The sequence below is a fragment of the Klebsiella sp. D5A genome, assembly GCF_001620885.1.
Lineage (GTDB): Bacteria > Pseudomonadota > Gammaproteobacteria > Enterobacterales > Enterobacteriaceae > Klebsiella > Klebsiella variicola.
Genome location: NZ_LOAR01000003.1, coordinates 205,175 through 219,565 on the forward strand (window position 1 = coordinate 205,175; position 14,391 = coordinate 219,565).

General features: G+C 54.4%; 14 protein-coding genes. 5 read left to right on the forward strand and 9 right to left on the reverse strand.

Annotation, left to right across the window (positions count from 1 at the left end):
- Positions 1-1,059, forward strand: coding sequence for a molybdenum ABC transporter ATP-binding protein ModC (gene modC, locus AS136_RS04555; protein ID WP_012968677.1), 1,059 nt, complete (start codon positions 1-3; stop codon positions 1,057-1,059).
- On the opposite strand, the gene AS136_RS04560 is transcribed toward modC, so the two are convergent.
- Positions 1,060-1,878, reverse strand: a complete 819-nt coding sequence (locus tag AS136_RS04560) for a pyridoxal phosphatase (protein ID WP_008805709.1) — start codon at positions 1,876-1,878, stop codon at positions 1,060-1,062.
- Between the two features lie 228 nt (positions 1,879-2,106).
- Here AS136_RS04560 and pgl point away from each other — a divergent pair, with 228 nt between their 5' ends.
- On the forward strand, positions 2,107-3,102 hold the full coding sequence (gene pgl / locus AS136_RS04565; protein ID WP_016160516.1) for a 6-phosphogluconolactonase: 996 nt from the start codon (positions 2,107-2,109) through the stop codon (positions 3,100-3,102).
- Between the two features lie 107 nt (positions 3,103-3,209).
- Here the strand turns inward: pgl and AS136_RS04570 are convergent, their stop codons facing one another.
- From AS136_RS04570 to ycgZ, 3 genes are all read right to left on the reverse strand, one after another.
- Complete coding sequence (locus tag AS136_RS04570) at positions 3,210-3,476, reverse strand: biofilm development regulator YmgB/AriR family protein (protein WP_012542414.1); 267 nt, start codon at positions 3,474-3,476, stop codon at positions 3,210-3,212.
- Between the two features lie 51 nt (positions 3,477-3,527).
- Positions 3,528-3,833, reverse strand: coding sequence for a hypothetical protein (locus AS136_RS04575; RefSeq protein WP_008805712.1), 306 nt, complete (start codon positions 3,831-3,833; stop codon positions 3,528-3,530).
- Between the two features lie 125 nt (positions 3,834-3,958).
- On the reverse strand, positions 3,959-4,204 hold the full coding sequence (gene ycgZ / locus AS136_RS04580; protein ID WP_012542413.1) for a regulatory protein YcgZ: 246 nt from the start codon (positions 4,202-4,204) through the stop codon (positions 3,959-3,961).
- 330 nt (positions 4,205-4,534) lie between these two features.
- Here ycgZ and AS136_RS04585 point away from each other — a divergent pair, with 330 nt between their 5' ends.
- The gene (locus AS136_RS04585) at positions 4,535-5,746 is read left to right on the forward strand and encodes a diguanylate phosphodiesterase (RefSeq protein WP_012968675.1); all 1,212 of its coding nucleotides are present in this window, start codon (positions 4,535-4,537) and stop codon (positions 5,744-5,746) included.
- Positions 5,747-5,900: 154 nt separating this feature from the next.
- The gene (locus AS136_RS04590) at positions 5,901-6,635 is read left to right on the forward strand and encodes a MerR family transcriptional regulator (protein WP_008805715.1); all 735 of its coding nucleotides are present in this window, start codon (positions 5,901-5,903) and stop codon (positions 6,633-6,635) included.
- 37 nt (positions 6,636-6,672) lie between these two features.
- Here AS136_RS04590 and AS136_RS04595 read toward each other — a convergent pair whose 3' ends face one another.
- Both AS136_RS04595 and AS136_RS04600 read right to left on the reverse strand, forming a co-directional pair.
- On the reverse strand, positions 6,673-7,227 hold the full coding sequence (locus tag AS136_RS04595; protein WP_008805716.1) for a helix-turn-helix transcriptional regulator: 555 nt from the start codon (positions 7,225-7,227) through the stop codon (positions 6,673-6,675).
- A gap of 82 nt (positions 7,228-7,309) precedes the next feature.
- On the reverse strand, positions 7,310-7,525 hold the full coding sequence (locus AS136_RS04600; RefSeq protein ID WP_012968674.1) for a biofilm development regulator YmgB/AriR family protein: 216 nt from the start codon (positions 7,523-7,525) through the stop codon (positions 7,310-7,312).
- Between the two features lie 734 nt (positions 7,526-8,259).
- Here AS136_RS04600 and AS136_RS04610 point away from each other — a divergent pair.
- Positions 8,260-8,766 carry a hypothetical protein gene (locus tag AS136_RS04610; RefSeq protein ID WP_012542408.1) on the forward strand — a complete coding sequence of 169 codons (507 nt, stop codon included), beginning with the start codon at positions 8,260-8,262 and terminating at the stop codon, positions 8,764-8,766.
- Between the two features lie 16 nt (positions 8,767-8,782).
- On the opposite strand, the gene AS136_RS04615 is transcribed toward AS136_RS04610, so the two are convergent.
- From AS136_RS04615 to AS136_RS04625, 3 genes are read right to left on the reverse strand one after another with little or no spacing between them, the layout of a single operon-like run.
- The gene (locus AS136_RS04615) at positions 8,783-9,706 is read right to left on the reverse strand and encodes an acyltransferase (RefSeq protein WP_162493330.1); all 924 of its coding nucleotides are present in this window, start codon (positions 9,704-9,706) and stop codon (positions 8,783-8,785) included.
- A 38-nt stretch (positions 9,707-9,744) separates the two neighbouring features.
- Positions 9,745-12,810: an efflux RND transporter permease subunit gene (locus tag AS136_RS04620; RefSeq protein ID WP_012542407.1), complete on the reverse strand. Its 3,066-nt coding sequence runs from the start codon at positions 12,808-12,810 to the stop codon at positions 9,745-9,747.
- Entirely contained in the window at positions 12,811-13,896 is a 1,086-nt protein-coding gene (locus AS136_RS04625; protein ID WP_012542406.1) for an efflux RND transporter periplasmic adaptor subunit, read from the reverse strand. It lies immediately after the preceding gene.
- Positions 13,897-14,391: the final 495 nt, after the last annotated feature.

Below are 14,391 nucleotides of genomic sequence, written 5' to 3' on the forward strand. Positions count from 1 at the left end.
ATGCTGGAGCTGGACTTTACCCAGACCCTCGGCAGTCACTGCCTGCAGATCCGTGAAACCCTGCCCGCCAGCGGGATCACCGCCATCTTTGGCGTCTCCGGCGCTGGCAAAACCTCGTTGATTAACGCCATTAGCGGCCTGACCCGGCCGCAGACGGGGCGCATCGTGCTCAACGGCCGGGTGCTGAACGACACCGCACAGCGTATCTGTCTGGCGCCGGAGCAGCGCCGTATCGGCTATGTGTTTCAGGACGCGCGCCTGTTTCCCCACTATAAAGTGCGCGGTAATCTGCGCTACGGGATGGCGAAATCCATGGTCAGCCAGTTCGATAAGCTGGTGGAATTGCTGGGGATCGCGCCCTTGCTGGATCGCCTGCCGGGCCGGTTATCCGGCGGCGAAAAGCAGCGAGTGGCCATCGGCCGCGCCCTGCTGACCGCACCGGAGCTACTGCTGCTGGATGAGCCGCTGGCCTCGCTGGATATTCCGCGCAAACGCGAACTGTTGCCCTACCTGCAGCGGCTGGCGCAGGAGATCCATATTCCGATGCTCTACGTCAGCCACTCGCTGGATGAGATCCAGCATCTGGCCGATCGCGTGCTGGTGCTGGAGGCCGGTAAGGTGAAGGCTTTTGGTCCGCTGGAGGAGGTCTGGAGCAGCAGCGTGATGCACCCCTGGCTGCCGGCGGAACAGCAGAGTACGATCCTCAGCGCCACCGTCGCCGCGCAGCATCCGCAGTACGCGATGACGGCTCTGACGCTGGGTGACCAGCTGCTGTGGGTCAACCGGCTCGAACGTCCCGCAGGCGACACCGCACGGATCCGCATTCAGGCGTCGGACGTTTCGCTGACACTGGCCCAGCCGTCCGGGACCAGCATCCGCAATATCTTGCGCGCCGAGGTGGCTCAGTGTCTGGAGGTCAACGGACAGATTGAAGTGCAGCTCAGAGTGAGTGGCCGTCTGCTATGGGCCAGGATTAGCCCATGGGCGCGGGACGACCTGGCGATAGCGCCAGGTCAGCAGGTGTTTGCTCAGATCAAAAGCGTGTCGATCGCCGCCTGATTACAGCAGCTGGCGGTAGATAAACTCGGCGATGCTGGTGGACTCATTGTCGCCGATGACCACCCTGGCGCGAGCTTTCACCTCGTCCACCGCATTGCCCATCGCCACCCCAGTGCCCGCCGCTTCCAGCATGCTAAGATCGTTGTAGTTATCGCCGAAGGCCACCACATCCTGCATCGACAGCCCCTGGCTGGCCACCCATTGCGCCAGGCGTTTGCCTTTGCTGTTGCCGGCGCGCGCGATATCCACTTGATCGTGCCACGACCATTCGCACTCCAGGCCCAGCGTCTCGCCGACCTCGCGGGCAAAGCGCTGCAGGCGGGGAATGTCTTCATCGGTGAGGGCAAATTTCCATACCGCGTTGACCTCGCGGACCGCCTGCGCCAGCGAATCGACCTGGCGGAAGACCGGGCGCTGATCCTCCGGCAGCGCCTGCGCCCAGTTGCGGGTGCGGATCACATGCCCGGTGGGCTGTTCATAAAGCATCGCATCATCCACATACGCCAGGCCATGGATCTGCTGTTCGGCGAGCATGGCCGTCAGGCTTACCGCTTGCGCTACCGGCATAGGATCGGCTGCCAAAACCTCTTTTGCGTGATAATCATACAAATAAGTGCCATTACAACAAATTGCAGGTGTATCGAGAGCCAGTGCCTGATAAAAAGGATGGATAGCGACGTGATGACGTCCGGTAACGACGATAACCTGGTAGCCCGCCTCTCTGGCACGGGCCAGTGCCTCCAGCGAAGCGGGCAGGATGGTTTTTTTGCTGGTGAGCAGGGTGCCGTCTAAATCCAGGGCAATCACGCGTGTTGTCATGTGTTATTTCCGGTTGATGTTGAAAAGTGACCTGGCCATGATGGTACACCGCCGTGGCGTCAGGACCAATTTTTCCACATCTGCCGTGAATGCCTGTATGCCCTTTGTGCCGCCGTCCGTCGGAAATTCAGCGGACTTTGCGAGTATCATGGGCGGATGTCTTATAATTTTCAGGGTGCTGTTATCCTGAAAATGAAAATTCCACGTGCAGTGAGGGAAGGAGTAGTCATGAAACAAACCGTTTATACCGCCAGCCCGGAAAGCCAACAAATCCACGTCTGGAGTCTTGAAGCGGACGGCAAACTGACGCTGGTGCAGGTGGTTGATGCCCCGGGGCAGGTACAGCCGATGGTGGTCAGTCCCAATAAGGAGTATCTGTACGTTGGCGTTCGTCCGGAGTTTCGCGTGTTAGCGTATCGCATCACGCCGGATAACGGAGCGTTGACCTTTGCGGGGGAAGCGGCGCTGCCGGGCAGCCCGACCCACATTTCTACCGATCATCATGGCCGCTTTGTCTTCAGCGCCTCCTACAATCAGGGTTGCGTCAGCGTGACGCCGCTGCAGGACGGCCTGCCGGGCGAAACCGTCACCGTGGTGGAAGGCCTGGAAGGGTGTCACTCGGCCAATATCTCCCCGGACAACCGCACCCTGTGGGTGCCGGCGCTGAAGCAGGATCGCATCTGCCTGTTTACCCTTAGCGAGGATGGTTTCCTCTCCGCTCAGGAACCGGCGGAAGTGACCACCGTCGAGGGCGCCGGTCCGCGCCACATGGTGTTCCATCCGAACCAGCAGTATGGTTATTGCGTCAATGAACTCAACAGCTCCGTTGACGTCTGGGAGCTGAAAGACCCGAATGGCAACATCGAATGTGTACAAACCCTGGATATGATGCCGCAGGATTTCACCGGCGTGCGCTGGGCGGCGGATATTCACATCACCCCTGACGGTCGTCATCTGTACGCCTGCGATCGTACCGCCAGCATCATTACGGTGTTCAGCGTCTCGGAAGATGGCAGCGTGCTGGCAGTGGAAGGCTATCAGCCGACGGAAACTCAGCCACGCGGCTTTAACCTCGATCACAGCGGTAAGTATCTGATTGCCGCAGGGCAGAAATCGCACCATATCGCAGTGTATGAAATTGAGGGTGAGCAGGGGCTGCTGCATGAGAAAGGCCGCTATGCGGTTGGGCAGGGGCCGATGTGGGTGGTGGTCAACGCCCACTGAAGGGTCAGGCGGTAAAAGAAAAACCTCGCGTCAGCGAGGTTTTTTGATCAGAGCGGACAGGCTCTGTAGAGAAGCTGTTGCCCTGGCGGGCCTGAAGCGTGACGGCTTTAGATATCGTCCATGGTGTAGCCGACGACAATCTCCAGCGTTTTACGGATCACGTCGGCGGTCACCACATCATCGGTGCTTTCCAGCGCCTGAATCAGCCATAATATAATGGCCTTATTGTTCAGGTGCCCCTCGGACTGAAGAATACTGTTGATGGCGAGCGACATGACGGCGGACTCATCAACCAGTTTATCACCGGCGGTACGGAAATAATCTGAGAGCGCGGTGTCCTGCAGTCCTGCGTAAATATCGGGTTGCTGATGCATAGTCTGTCTCATCACATTCTCACTCTGTTTTATTCACCATGGTTGGGACAATCAGTGGATTTTTTTAGCTTCCGGCGCCATGCTGCTCTGCGCCAGCGTTCCTCTGCTTTCCCAACGGCCATTGATTTTCTTAACCTGCAAAGGCGCGTGCTTCCGCTGGAGGGCGAGCTTCGCGCAAATTTCTTCAATAACGGCAGCGATGATTTTCCTTCGCTGGCGATCTGACTCTGTGGCCTGCATCAACCGAAGCCGAACCAGCAGGGTCGGGGTGGTAATCGGGCGATTCGTTTTCAGAAGCGCGAGCACCGCCTCGCCGATGATCTCATCGGTTATTTCCTCAGTATCACTGCTATTCATAACCGTCTCTCTGCATGCCACACTCTTCCTGAATCTGATAACGGGCATTCAGGTCAGCAGCAGGTTTATGGAAGCGATCGCCCCTCATCTGCTACTGCGGTTGCAACAGGCGACGATCGATGACGTTATTCCTGACCGGCAAACAACAAACCAATTAAGGTTTGATAGTGGCTCTCTTCCTCAGGCGCACGGGCGCTGTCAAGGCGGCTCAACAGTTTGGTGCACAGGGCCTTGCGGTTGAGATGGCGCCCTTCGTTGAGAATATCCATCACGATCTGACCCAGCGTTTCCTGCTGGGAAGGTAACGATGCTTTGTTGAAATACTGGGCAATTGCGTTCGCTGTATCTGGAATGTAACCATTCTGCTGCATATGTGCTCCTTTCATTTCATTCATCTGTTAACTGCAAATAAACTTATACAATAATTAATAAGTTGTACATAGAAAGTTGCGTAATATTGCAGCGATCGTTGCTATCATGATGATTTTTAATGTAATATTTGTTTTTGTTTGCGACGATCCTGGCTTGTAAAGGTAGGGGTTAGCGTTGCATGTTGTACAAGGAAAGAAAAAAAGAAAAAAACCTTGCACAAAGAGTGGATTTTTAGTGTATCTTTTTTGTTAAGATAAAACGTAGTTTTGCAAGACGATTAGCCTGATAACTGCTACTGTGAATGCTTATCCCTCCCATCTGGAATCACTATGCTTACCACCATCATTTATCGCAGCCATATTTGCGACAATGTCTCATTCAAATCGATCGAGGCCATGGTTGCCAGGGCAAACGAGAGAAATGGGCAGGCGGATGTCACCGGTATATTACTGTTTAACGGGACGCATTTTTTTCAACTTATTGAAGGACCGGAAGAAAAGGTAAGGGATATTTATCAAAAAATTGTCCTCGATCCTCGTCATTATAATCTGGTGGAGTTGTTTTGCGATTATGCACCGTCCCGTCGATTTGGTAAGGTCGGTATGGAACTGTTTGATTTACGGGAACATGATCGTGAGGAAGTACTACAGACAGTGATGGACCGGGGCACGACAAAATATCAGCTCACCTACGACGACCGGGCGCTGCAATTTTTCCGTACTTTTGTCGAATCCACGGAAAAAGCGAACTATTTTGAGATCCCTTCGGCGGACAGTTGGGTTTTTATTCCCGATAAGGACACTTTTTATCCGGACACCCCCATTATCGATAATACGGAAAGCTGGTCTTTTGCCTTTCAGCCGATTGTCGATCCTTTCGCCTGCGAAATTATCTCGTGGGAAGCGCTGCTGCGTACACCGGACGGCCAGTCTCCTGGCGCCTATTTTGCCGGGCTGGCAGGGGATGATATTTATCTCGCCGACCTGCACAGTAAGCGCGTCGCGCTGTCTCTGGCGGGTAAATTAGGTTTACGTAATAAGGCGTTAAGCATTAATTTGCTGCCGATGACGCTGGTCAAAGCGCCGAATGCGGTGGCTTTCCTGCTCGACGAAATTAGTCGCAATGACCTGATCCCGGAGCAGATTATTGTCGAGTTCACTGAGCGGGAAGTGATTTCGCGGATGGCCGATTTTACCGATGCGGTGCGCAAACTGAAGGGCGCGGGGATTAATCTTGCCATCGATCACTTCGGCGCCGGGTTTGCCGGGCTGTCGCTGCTGGCGCAATACCAACCCGACAGAATTAAAATCGACCATGAGCTGATCCGCAATATCCACCAGGACGGGCCGCGCCAGTCGATTGTACAGGCGATTATCAAATGCTGTACTTCTCTGGAGATTGCGGTCTCAGCCGTCGGCGTTGAGCGTGCTGAAGAGTGGATGTGGCTTGAATCAGCCGGGATTTCGCAGTTTCAGGGCAATTTATTCGCGGGTGCCCGCCTGGGGGGCCTGCCCGCCGTTGCCTGGCCGGAGAAGAAATGATCCACCGCGAAATCAGCTTACTATTTTTTCATCTTTTTCCCCGCGCGCTGTGAGCCACAACCTGATATCTTTATCTGTACAAGAAAATAGAGTTGTACAGGATGCCTGAATTCGTTAGTTTAGGTAAAAAGTATCAGGTTGATGTGAGGCTGCTATGGCGTTTTACAGTATCGGTGAAGTCGCCGAACGTTGCGGAATCAATCCGGTTACATTGCGCGCCTGGCAGCGGCGTTACGGTCTACTGAAACCGCAGCGCAGCGAAGGCGGGCATCGACAGTTTGATGAAGAAGATATCCTGCGCATAGAAGAGATCAAGCGCTGGATAGAGCGCGGTGTATCCGTAGGGAAAGTCAAAGCGCTGCTGGAGGATAATCTGCCGGCGGCGCGCGACGAATCCGCGCATCTTCAGGAAGAGATGATGTCCATTCTGCGTTATATGCAGCCCGCCAGAATCCGCGCCAAATTAATGGCGCTGAGCCATCAACACCCCGTTGATACCCTCATCGATAGCCTGTTAGTGCCGGTACGACAGCGTCTCAAGCTCGATCAGAATACCTCGTTGGTGATTAGCAGCCTGCTGGATGGCTTGCTCATTGACTGCGTGGCGCTGTTTCTCGCCGAAGCGCGTAAAAAAAATGGTAAAGAGACACTGCTGGTGGGCTGGAGCAATGAAGACCGGACGCGTCTGTGGCTGGAGGCATGGCGTCTTTCGCAGCGCGGTTGGCATGTCAATGTTCTCGCTGAACCGCTGGAGTCGCCGCGGCCCGAGCTCTTCCCCGGGCAGCATATCTTTGTCTGGACCGGACGCGCCGCCACGCCACTGCAGGAGGAACTGCTCAGCCACTGGCAGGAGCAGGGCTTCAGCATTCATTTTCACGGTACGCAATAGCCCCGTCTGGGGGACAGGCCGGGGCTATTGCACCTGACTACAGGTGAATCTGACTCCAGGATTTAAAGGTTTCACTACGACTGATATTAAAAAAATCGGTCCTACCGCTACAGCCGAGCTTTTTAATCAGATTCAGCCGGATCTGATAAATGGTTTTGATGTGCAGATTTAGCGAACGACCAATGCTGGCAACCGCTTCGCCATTGCTGATAAGCTGAATAACTTTCTTTTCCCGTTCGGTAAACTGCACCGAGGCGCCCGGCGCCGGGTGCGTTTTGTAATAGCGGGTGGGCTGATGCAGGAAGATTTTTAATTCTTCCGGCGTCGAATTTGCCGGCAAGCGCAACATAGGCAGTTCACTGAGAAAATTAAGATCGTTTCCCTCAGTTAACAGAATAAATAACGTATCCCGCCGATTATAGTTATGCTCAAGCACCGCGAAATAATTGTCGCTGGTAAAAAAAACATGTTTTTTACGAAAATAAGATGCCGGCAAGGTATTCAGGATCAGCGACATCCCGTAGAGAAGAAAACGATTATCAAACCACAGATCGTAATGCTCTGAACGATAGCAAGTATTATGGTGTGACATTTTTTGAGCCCCAGTTAGCAGATGAAAACCCAGGCGTGCCGGCACAGCAGGGCTGTCCCTGCTGTCGGCGCGGTGGGATCACTTAATGATGATGTTTTTTGCTGTACAGCATATCCAACGCCTGCAGATAGAGGTCGGAAAGTATTTCATTACTTTCCGTTTGCAGGCGGTGCTGGATTTCCGTAATCATCCGCTCATTATTGATCGTGCTGTGCTGCTTCATGAGCGTGTTTTCAATATTCTTCATCAGGGCTGAATTGAAGACAAATTCTGCTGGAATGGTATTTTTAATATGCATAGCTCGAACTCTCCCACGTATAAAGCAAACTGACCATAAAAGTCGCAGCGTACCGGTGGTACGCGAAAAGTCACTAACAGGAAATGCAAAACCAGGAACCACCGCCAGACTCGCCACGCAACCGTTTAGCGTTCCCGCTTTGTTGCGCAACAAGCAGTTAACACTCAAAAACTATAGTCGGTGATCTCAGGATGTACAACTTTTTTCATAGCGATATGTACAGCGAGACGATTTATTTTTTCGTTTTAATTTTATTTGTTGATTTTAAAGGTATTTTTAATTTTATTAACTTGTACAAAAAAGCGGTTCTGTGCAGGATGCGGATACAGGGCAATCAGACAGGGGATAATGACGCAGACCCGATCGGAATACGGGCTCTGTCGGTTTACGTCACTTGAGCAGAAAGAGCGCCGACGCAGGAAGGGGTACACAGCAACTCTGTCGTCGACAGGTGGCTAACTTCCGCGTCGGACCCTGAGCATAGCGGAAAACAGGTGAGGTTTTGTCTGTTTTTTGCACAATATAGTAAAGAGAGAAATATCAACCACTCCGCTATCGCCATGGTCGGTTTGTTGGCGGATTAGGCGTGTGCTACGCTTTTCTGGAACTCCATTTTCATTTCGGCACGGTTATCTTCCCCCATTTTCCTGTCGGGTGTCGCACCAGCATAACGACCGGTAAATACGGCAAAAGCATTCTGTTCATGGACAGGCATAGAGGACTGAGGAGGGATGATGCGTGGTAAAAGCGTGATGCTCCTGGCCGGGTTAGCCGCTTTCGCGCAGGCGAAAGAAATTAATCTCTATTCGGTAAATACTGGTTCCTATGTTTACCATCTGACCAATAACCACGGACAATATACTGAGAATTTTGAAAACCACTTTTTCTCGGTAGAGCGGAAATTCTCGGAAGATTCGAAATATAGTCTGCTGATTGGCACGATGAACAATAGTTTCGACGATCGTTGCCTGGCGCTGGGGGTGAGAAGAGACTGGTACCACAACGGCAGTGGATGGACCTTTAAAGGGGTCTACGGCTACACCGGCGAATTCTTCTTCGACGCCTTTGAGCATTGCGGCGATCATGGCTCCTACAAAGATTTTAAGGACGCCACCGGGATCGGCTTTTCCCCCTATATCTACCATGCCATTCAGTACAACTTTACCGACTATTTCGCCCTTGAGAGCGGCATCATTATTCCCAGCGTGTTTGTGATTAGCATCCAGTGGAGTTTCCGCTAAGTTGCCGCGTCGTTTGTCACAGGGTTATCACCTTCTTGAGCAGCGTGCTGGAGAGCACAGCGAGAGAAATGAGCACCGACAGGATAAACGTTAGCGCAATCACGCCCAGCTTGGTGGCTAACGAGTGAATAGGGATCAGCATCACCAGCAGGTGGAAAACGGAGTAGTGCAGAATATAGACCCCGGTCATCGCTTTGCTAACCGTCGCCAGCACCGCCTCCTTCAGTTCGCGGTTCTTTTTAAACTGCACGGCGTTAGCGGCGATCACCAGCAGGACGATCAGAATATAAATTTGCGATCCCGTCAGAATGAACGCATTGCGATCGGCTTTAAACAGCGCGAAGAAAAAATGGCGTTCATAAAACCAGGTAAATAAATAGACAAAGGGCAGGGCGATAATGGAGGCTTTAATCACCCGCGGGTCGCGTATCCACTCCGTGACTCGCGGATCGTTAAACAACTGCCCGGTTAAATAAAAAAGTAGCCATGTCCACAGACGATACTGCGGCGGCAGGCTGAAGAGATGTTTGTCCGGGTAGAGCACCGAGAGCAGGTCGTAACCATAAGCGCAGCACAGCAGCGTCAGAACCACGGTGAAAAACAGGCCCCGCCGCTGGCTGAGCCAGGCGATAAAGGGATGGAAGGTATAGATCACGATCAGGGCGAAAATAAACCAGGGCTGGATCAGGTAGCCGCGCTGATAAGGCTCCCAGACATAATAGACCGTTACCCAGAACAGAAAGACGATGACCACGCTTTTAATTTTGCCGATTTGCCAGTTAGCATCGTGACGCGTCTGTGCATCAAGATAACCAGCCACCACAAAAAACAACGGCGTCGCGATGGTCGAGATAAAGGTCAGCAGCCCGAGGATCCAGTGATAGTCATAATCATAGTGATCCCAGGTGTTATAGATAGTGAAAAAGGTCACCGCTGTCATACAGCCTAATGTCTTGATAATGCTGAGACCGGTACTGTTCATCGTTGAGGCGTCATATCCTTATGGTGGAAGCAAGCGTAAATTACCGGCAGAACCAGTAGCGTCAGTACGGTGGCAAAGGCGAGGCCGAACATGATCACCACCGCCATACTCTGGAAAAAGACATCGCGCAGCAGCGGGGCAAGGCCAAGCACAGTAGTAAAGGCGGTCAGCAGGATCGGCCGCAGACGAGAGGTTGCCGCATCAATGATTGCTTGTCTTTGATCTTTCTCCTGTTTTTGTTGCTCTATCTCTTCCACCAGCACAATGCCGTTGCGGATCAGCATACCGCTGAGGCTAAGCAGGCCGATTAAGGCCATAAAGCCGAAAGGGATGCCGGTCAGCAAAAAACCGGGCGTGACGCCGATCAGCGCCAGCGGGACGGTCAGCCAGATGGCAACAGCGTTTTTCAGCGAACTGAACATCAGCACCGTAATGATAAACATCACCAGATAGCCAAGCGGTAGGGTCGTGAACAGCCCTTGCTGCGCTTCACTGGAGTTCTCCGCATCGCCGCCCCATTCGATGCGGTAGCCATGCGGCAGCGTCAGCGCGTCAATGCGTGGTTTCACCCTGGCAAGGATATCGCCCGACGTTTGGCCGCTTTGCGGGCTGGGGTCGGTCTGAACGGTAAGCACGCGGGTGCGATCGCGACGGAGAATCAATGGATCTTCCCACTCCAGCGAGAAGCCATGGATGACGTTACTCAACGGAATATACTGCTGCCGGCTCTGGCTCCAGACCAGCACGTTATTCAGGTGATTGGCATCCTGTCGCTCCGCTTCCGGCGGACGGACGATAACCGGCAGCAGGTCGGCGCCCTCGCGATATAACCCGGCGCGACTGCCGGAGAAATTCATCTCCAGCGCGCTATCAATATCCTGTTTATCCACCCCCAGCTCACGTCCCAACGCCAGAGAGTATTGCGGGCGGATCACCTTGCTGCGGTTCTGCCAGTCGTTACGTACGCTGTCGGTCGCCGGATCCGCGGCGAGAATGTCGCCCACCTGACTGGCCAGCGCGCGCAGGGTATCCGGATCAGGGCCCTTAATGCGCACTTCAATCGCGCTATCGCCGGACGGGCCGAACATAATGCGTTTGGTGCTGGCGTTCACCTGCGGGTAGTTTCTGGCAATCCAGGCCTCGACGTGGCGGGTGACGGGGGCGATACTGCGCTGGTCGTCCATCCGCACCATAATCTGCGCGTAGTTGCTGTACTGGCGCTGCCCGCTGTAGGTGAGAATAAATCGCATACTGCCCTGGCCAATGGTGGAGACGGTGGTAGCCACCCCCGGCTGGCTGGCGATCGACCGCTCAATATCGCGGGTCATCTGCTCGGTGGCGTTAATATCGGTACCGTAGGGCAACCACAGGTCGACAAAGAAAATGGGCGTATTCGATGACGGAAAGAAATTCTGCCGGACGAAGGTGAAGCCCCAGATCGCCCCGGCTAACAGCGCGCCCATCAGCACCAGCGTCAGGGTCTTTTGCTGCAGCAGTATTCGCAGCGTCTGCTGATAGCCGCGATAAAAGCGGCCGCGGTAGGGATCGGCTTTTTCCTTCGGCGCCTCGGCCGACGGGGCGTTTTTAAACAACCACCACTTGATGAGTACCGGCGTGATGGTCAGGGCGGAAAACCAGCTGAGCATCAGGGAGATCAGCAGCACCTGGAACAGGGATTTGCAATATTCCCCGGTGGAGTCTTGTGAGAGGCCAATTGGCGCGAAGGCGAGGATGGCAATAACGGTGGCGCCGAGCAGCGGCAGGGCGGAGCGGCGGATCACATAATTAATTGCGCCCAGCAGCGGAGAGCCTTGCTGGCGGGCGATCAGCACCCCTTCGACAATGACAATGGCATTGTCCACCAGCATACTCAGGGCGATGATCAGCGCCCCGAGCGAGATCCGTTGTAACTCGATCCCCCAGATATACATGATAAGCAGAGTGCCGAGGACGTTGAGCGCCAGCGACAAAGCAATAATGATCCCGCTGCGCACCCCCATGAACACCAGCAGCACGCCGACGACGATCGCCAGGGCCATCAGGAAGTTGGTAATAAAGCCATTGACCGAGTGGGCGACCTCTGCCGCCTGATCGTAAAAAATGGCGATATCGATACCCGCTGGTTTATCGGCGGCCATCTGCTGAAGTCGGGCTTCGAGGGCATGCCCCACGTCAATGACGTTGACCCCGGGGATAAAGGAGACCCCCATGGTCACCGCCTGGCGGCCGTTGGCATGATAGATACTGGAGGGAGAGTCGGTCAGCCCGCGCGACAACGTGGCAATATCCCGCAGTCGGGTGGTGGCGCTGGCGCCATGAGGGCTGACCAGAAGATCCCCCAGTTCATCGATATTCTGAAACTCCCCGGTGGGGTGAAGGCGGATCGATTCGCTGCCGGCGCGGATCTCCCCGGCGCTGGATACCACGTTGAGCCGGGTCAGGATAGCGGCAAGCTGGTTAAGCGTAATACCGCGCGCCGCCATTTTCGCCAGCGAGATATCAACATTGATCTGCTGTGGAATCGCGCCGCCAATGGCGACTTTGCCGACGCCCGGCACCAGCACCAGCTCACGGCGCAACTGCTCGGCATAGCGCACCAGCTCAGGATTGGTAAAACTGTCGCCCGAAATGGCGAAGAAAAAGCCAAACACATCGCCAAAGTCATCATTGACGAAGGAGGGGACTACCCCCGGGGGAAAAAGCCGGCTGGCGTCACCGACGCGGCGACGCAGCTCATCCCAGATTTGCGGCAGTTCGCTGGAATGGTACTGCGAAGCAATATTCACTGTAATTTGCGATAAGCCATTCGAGGAGATGGAGCTGACGTTATCCAGCGAGGGAAGCTGCTGAATCGCGTTTTCCAGCGGCAGGGTCACCTCCTCCTCCACCTGCTGAGCGGACGCGCCAGGGTAGTGGGTGACGATCACCGCCGTTTTGATGGTGAAGGCGGGATCTTCCAGGCGGCCAATATTGAGCAGGGCGAACAGGCCACCCACCCCCAACAGCAAAATGGCTAACCAGACGCGGGTCGGGTTGTTAATAAACTGACGGGAAATGTCCATTTATAATCCTCGTTCACGCGTCCAGATCCGCACCGGCTGCCGGTCGTGGAGTTCGCTTACCCCCGCTGCAACCACCTGTTCGCCCGCACGGAGCCCTTCGGTGATCATCACTCCCTGCGAGGTCACTTCCCCGACCGTGACTCTGCGCTCCTCAAGATACAGATGGGCGTTTTCGCCTTTTACCACCCAGACGACCGGTTCATTCTTCGGTCGGTTATCGGGGTTAAACACTGCTTCCACGGGCACTACGAGGGTTTCCCGTCCGGCGCTGGCCGGCAAATTGCCGAGATTGACCGTCACGGTGCCGCTAACCCCGCCGACGGTGGGAAAATCATCTGGTCGCGGCATGGTTAAAATGATCTGCCAGGTGAGGGTGCTGTTGTCGCTGCTGCCGGTATGCTCTTTGTATTCCGCGGTAAACTCGCGGCCCGGCAGAGTATTGATCCTGACGACGGGGCGGTAGGCGGTATTGCGGATATCGAGCGAGGTGAACAGATTTTCCGGAATGCTGAAGACCACATCGAGCAGGTCGGTACGCGTCAGGGTAATCACCGGCTGGCCAGCGGCGACCACCTGATGATTACGGATATGCACGCCGGCGGCAATCCCGCCGAAGGGGGCGGTGAGACTCATTTGCGCCAGCTCTTCACGGGCAATTTTCAAGGCCGCGTTGGCGGCATCGCGATTGGCGCGCTGCACGTCCATCTCCGCCTGGGAAATCGCCTGACGTCCTGCCAGGGTCTGGAAACGATCAAACTGACGCTGGGCGAGGGTTGCCGCCGTTTGTCGCTCATTGACCCGCTGCTGGGCTTCGCGGGCATTCAGACGCGCCAGCGTTTGTCCCTGAGTTAGGGTTGCACCCTGGCGAATATCCAGTGACTCCACCTGACCACCCCGTTTAAACGACAGTTCGGTGGAGTCGCCAGACTCGATGCGGGCTGGAAACGTCCGCTGCTGGGTGTTACCCACGGCGGTGACTTGCGCCACCTTGACCATCCGGGGAGCGGCTTCGACGGACGGCGCTTTCTGATCGCAAGCGGTTGTTAATAAAATAACAACCGGGATGAGAGAAAAATAACGGTTCACAGTATTCCCCTCAGACTCATGATTTATTTTACGTTTTTATTAGGCGGCGCACGCTTATTCTGCGAGGGCGGCGACAACCAGATAGGTGAATAGTCCTACCAGTGTACAGGCGACAATGGCCAGCGCGACAAACAATCCCAGACGTAACAGGCTATAACCAAACATGATTTTCTCCCTTAACTCCCACCCGAACCGCGAATGTCATTTCGCCCGGCACAATGTGTGACCGTCGGACATTCGGTGCGGCACTCCTGCTTGTAATCAGCATAGTCGGAGAAAACATGAAGTGTTAAAAAAGAGAATACCGCGTCGCTGTTGGCGTCAAGGGGTTAAGGGCAGGAGATCTGCGGGCTTTCGCGGGCTTTTATAATATTTTTCAGTCTATTAATGGCTCATTTTCTAATGTTAATTTTCCTGTGCTACGTTTAATAACATCGATTCCGCTTGCCGCTTCTGTTGTTGAGATTTGCTTCCTCCCCAAGTATGGGGCTATTC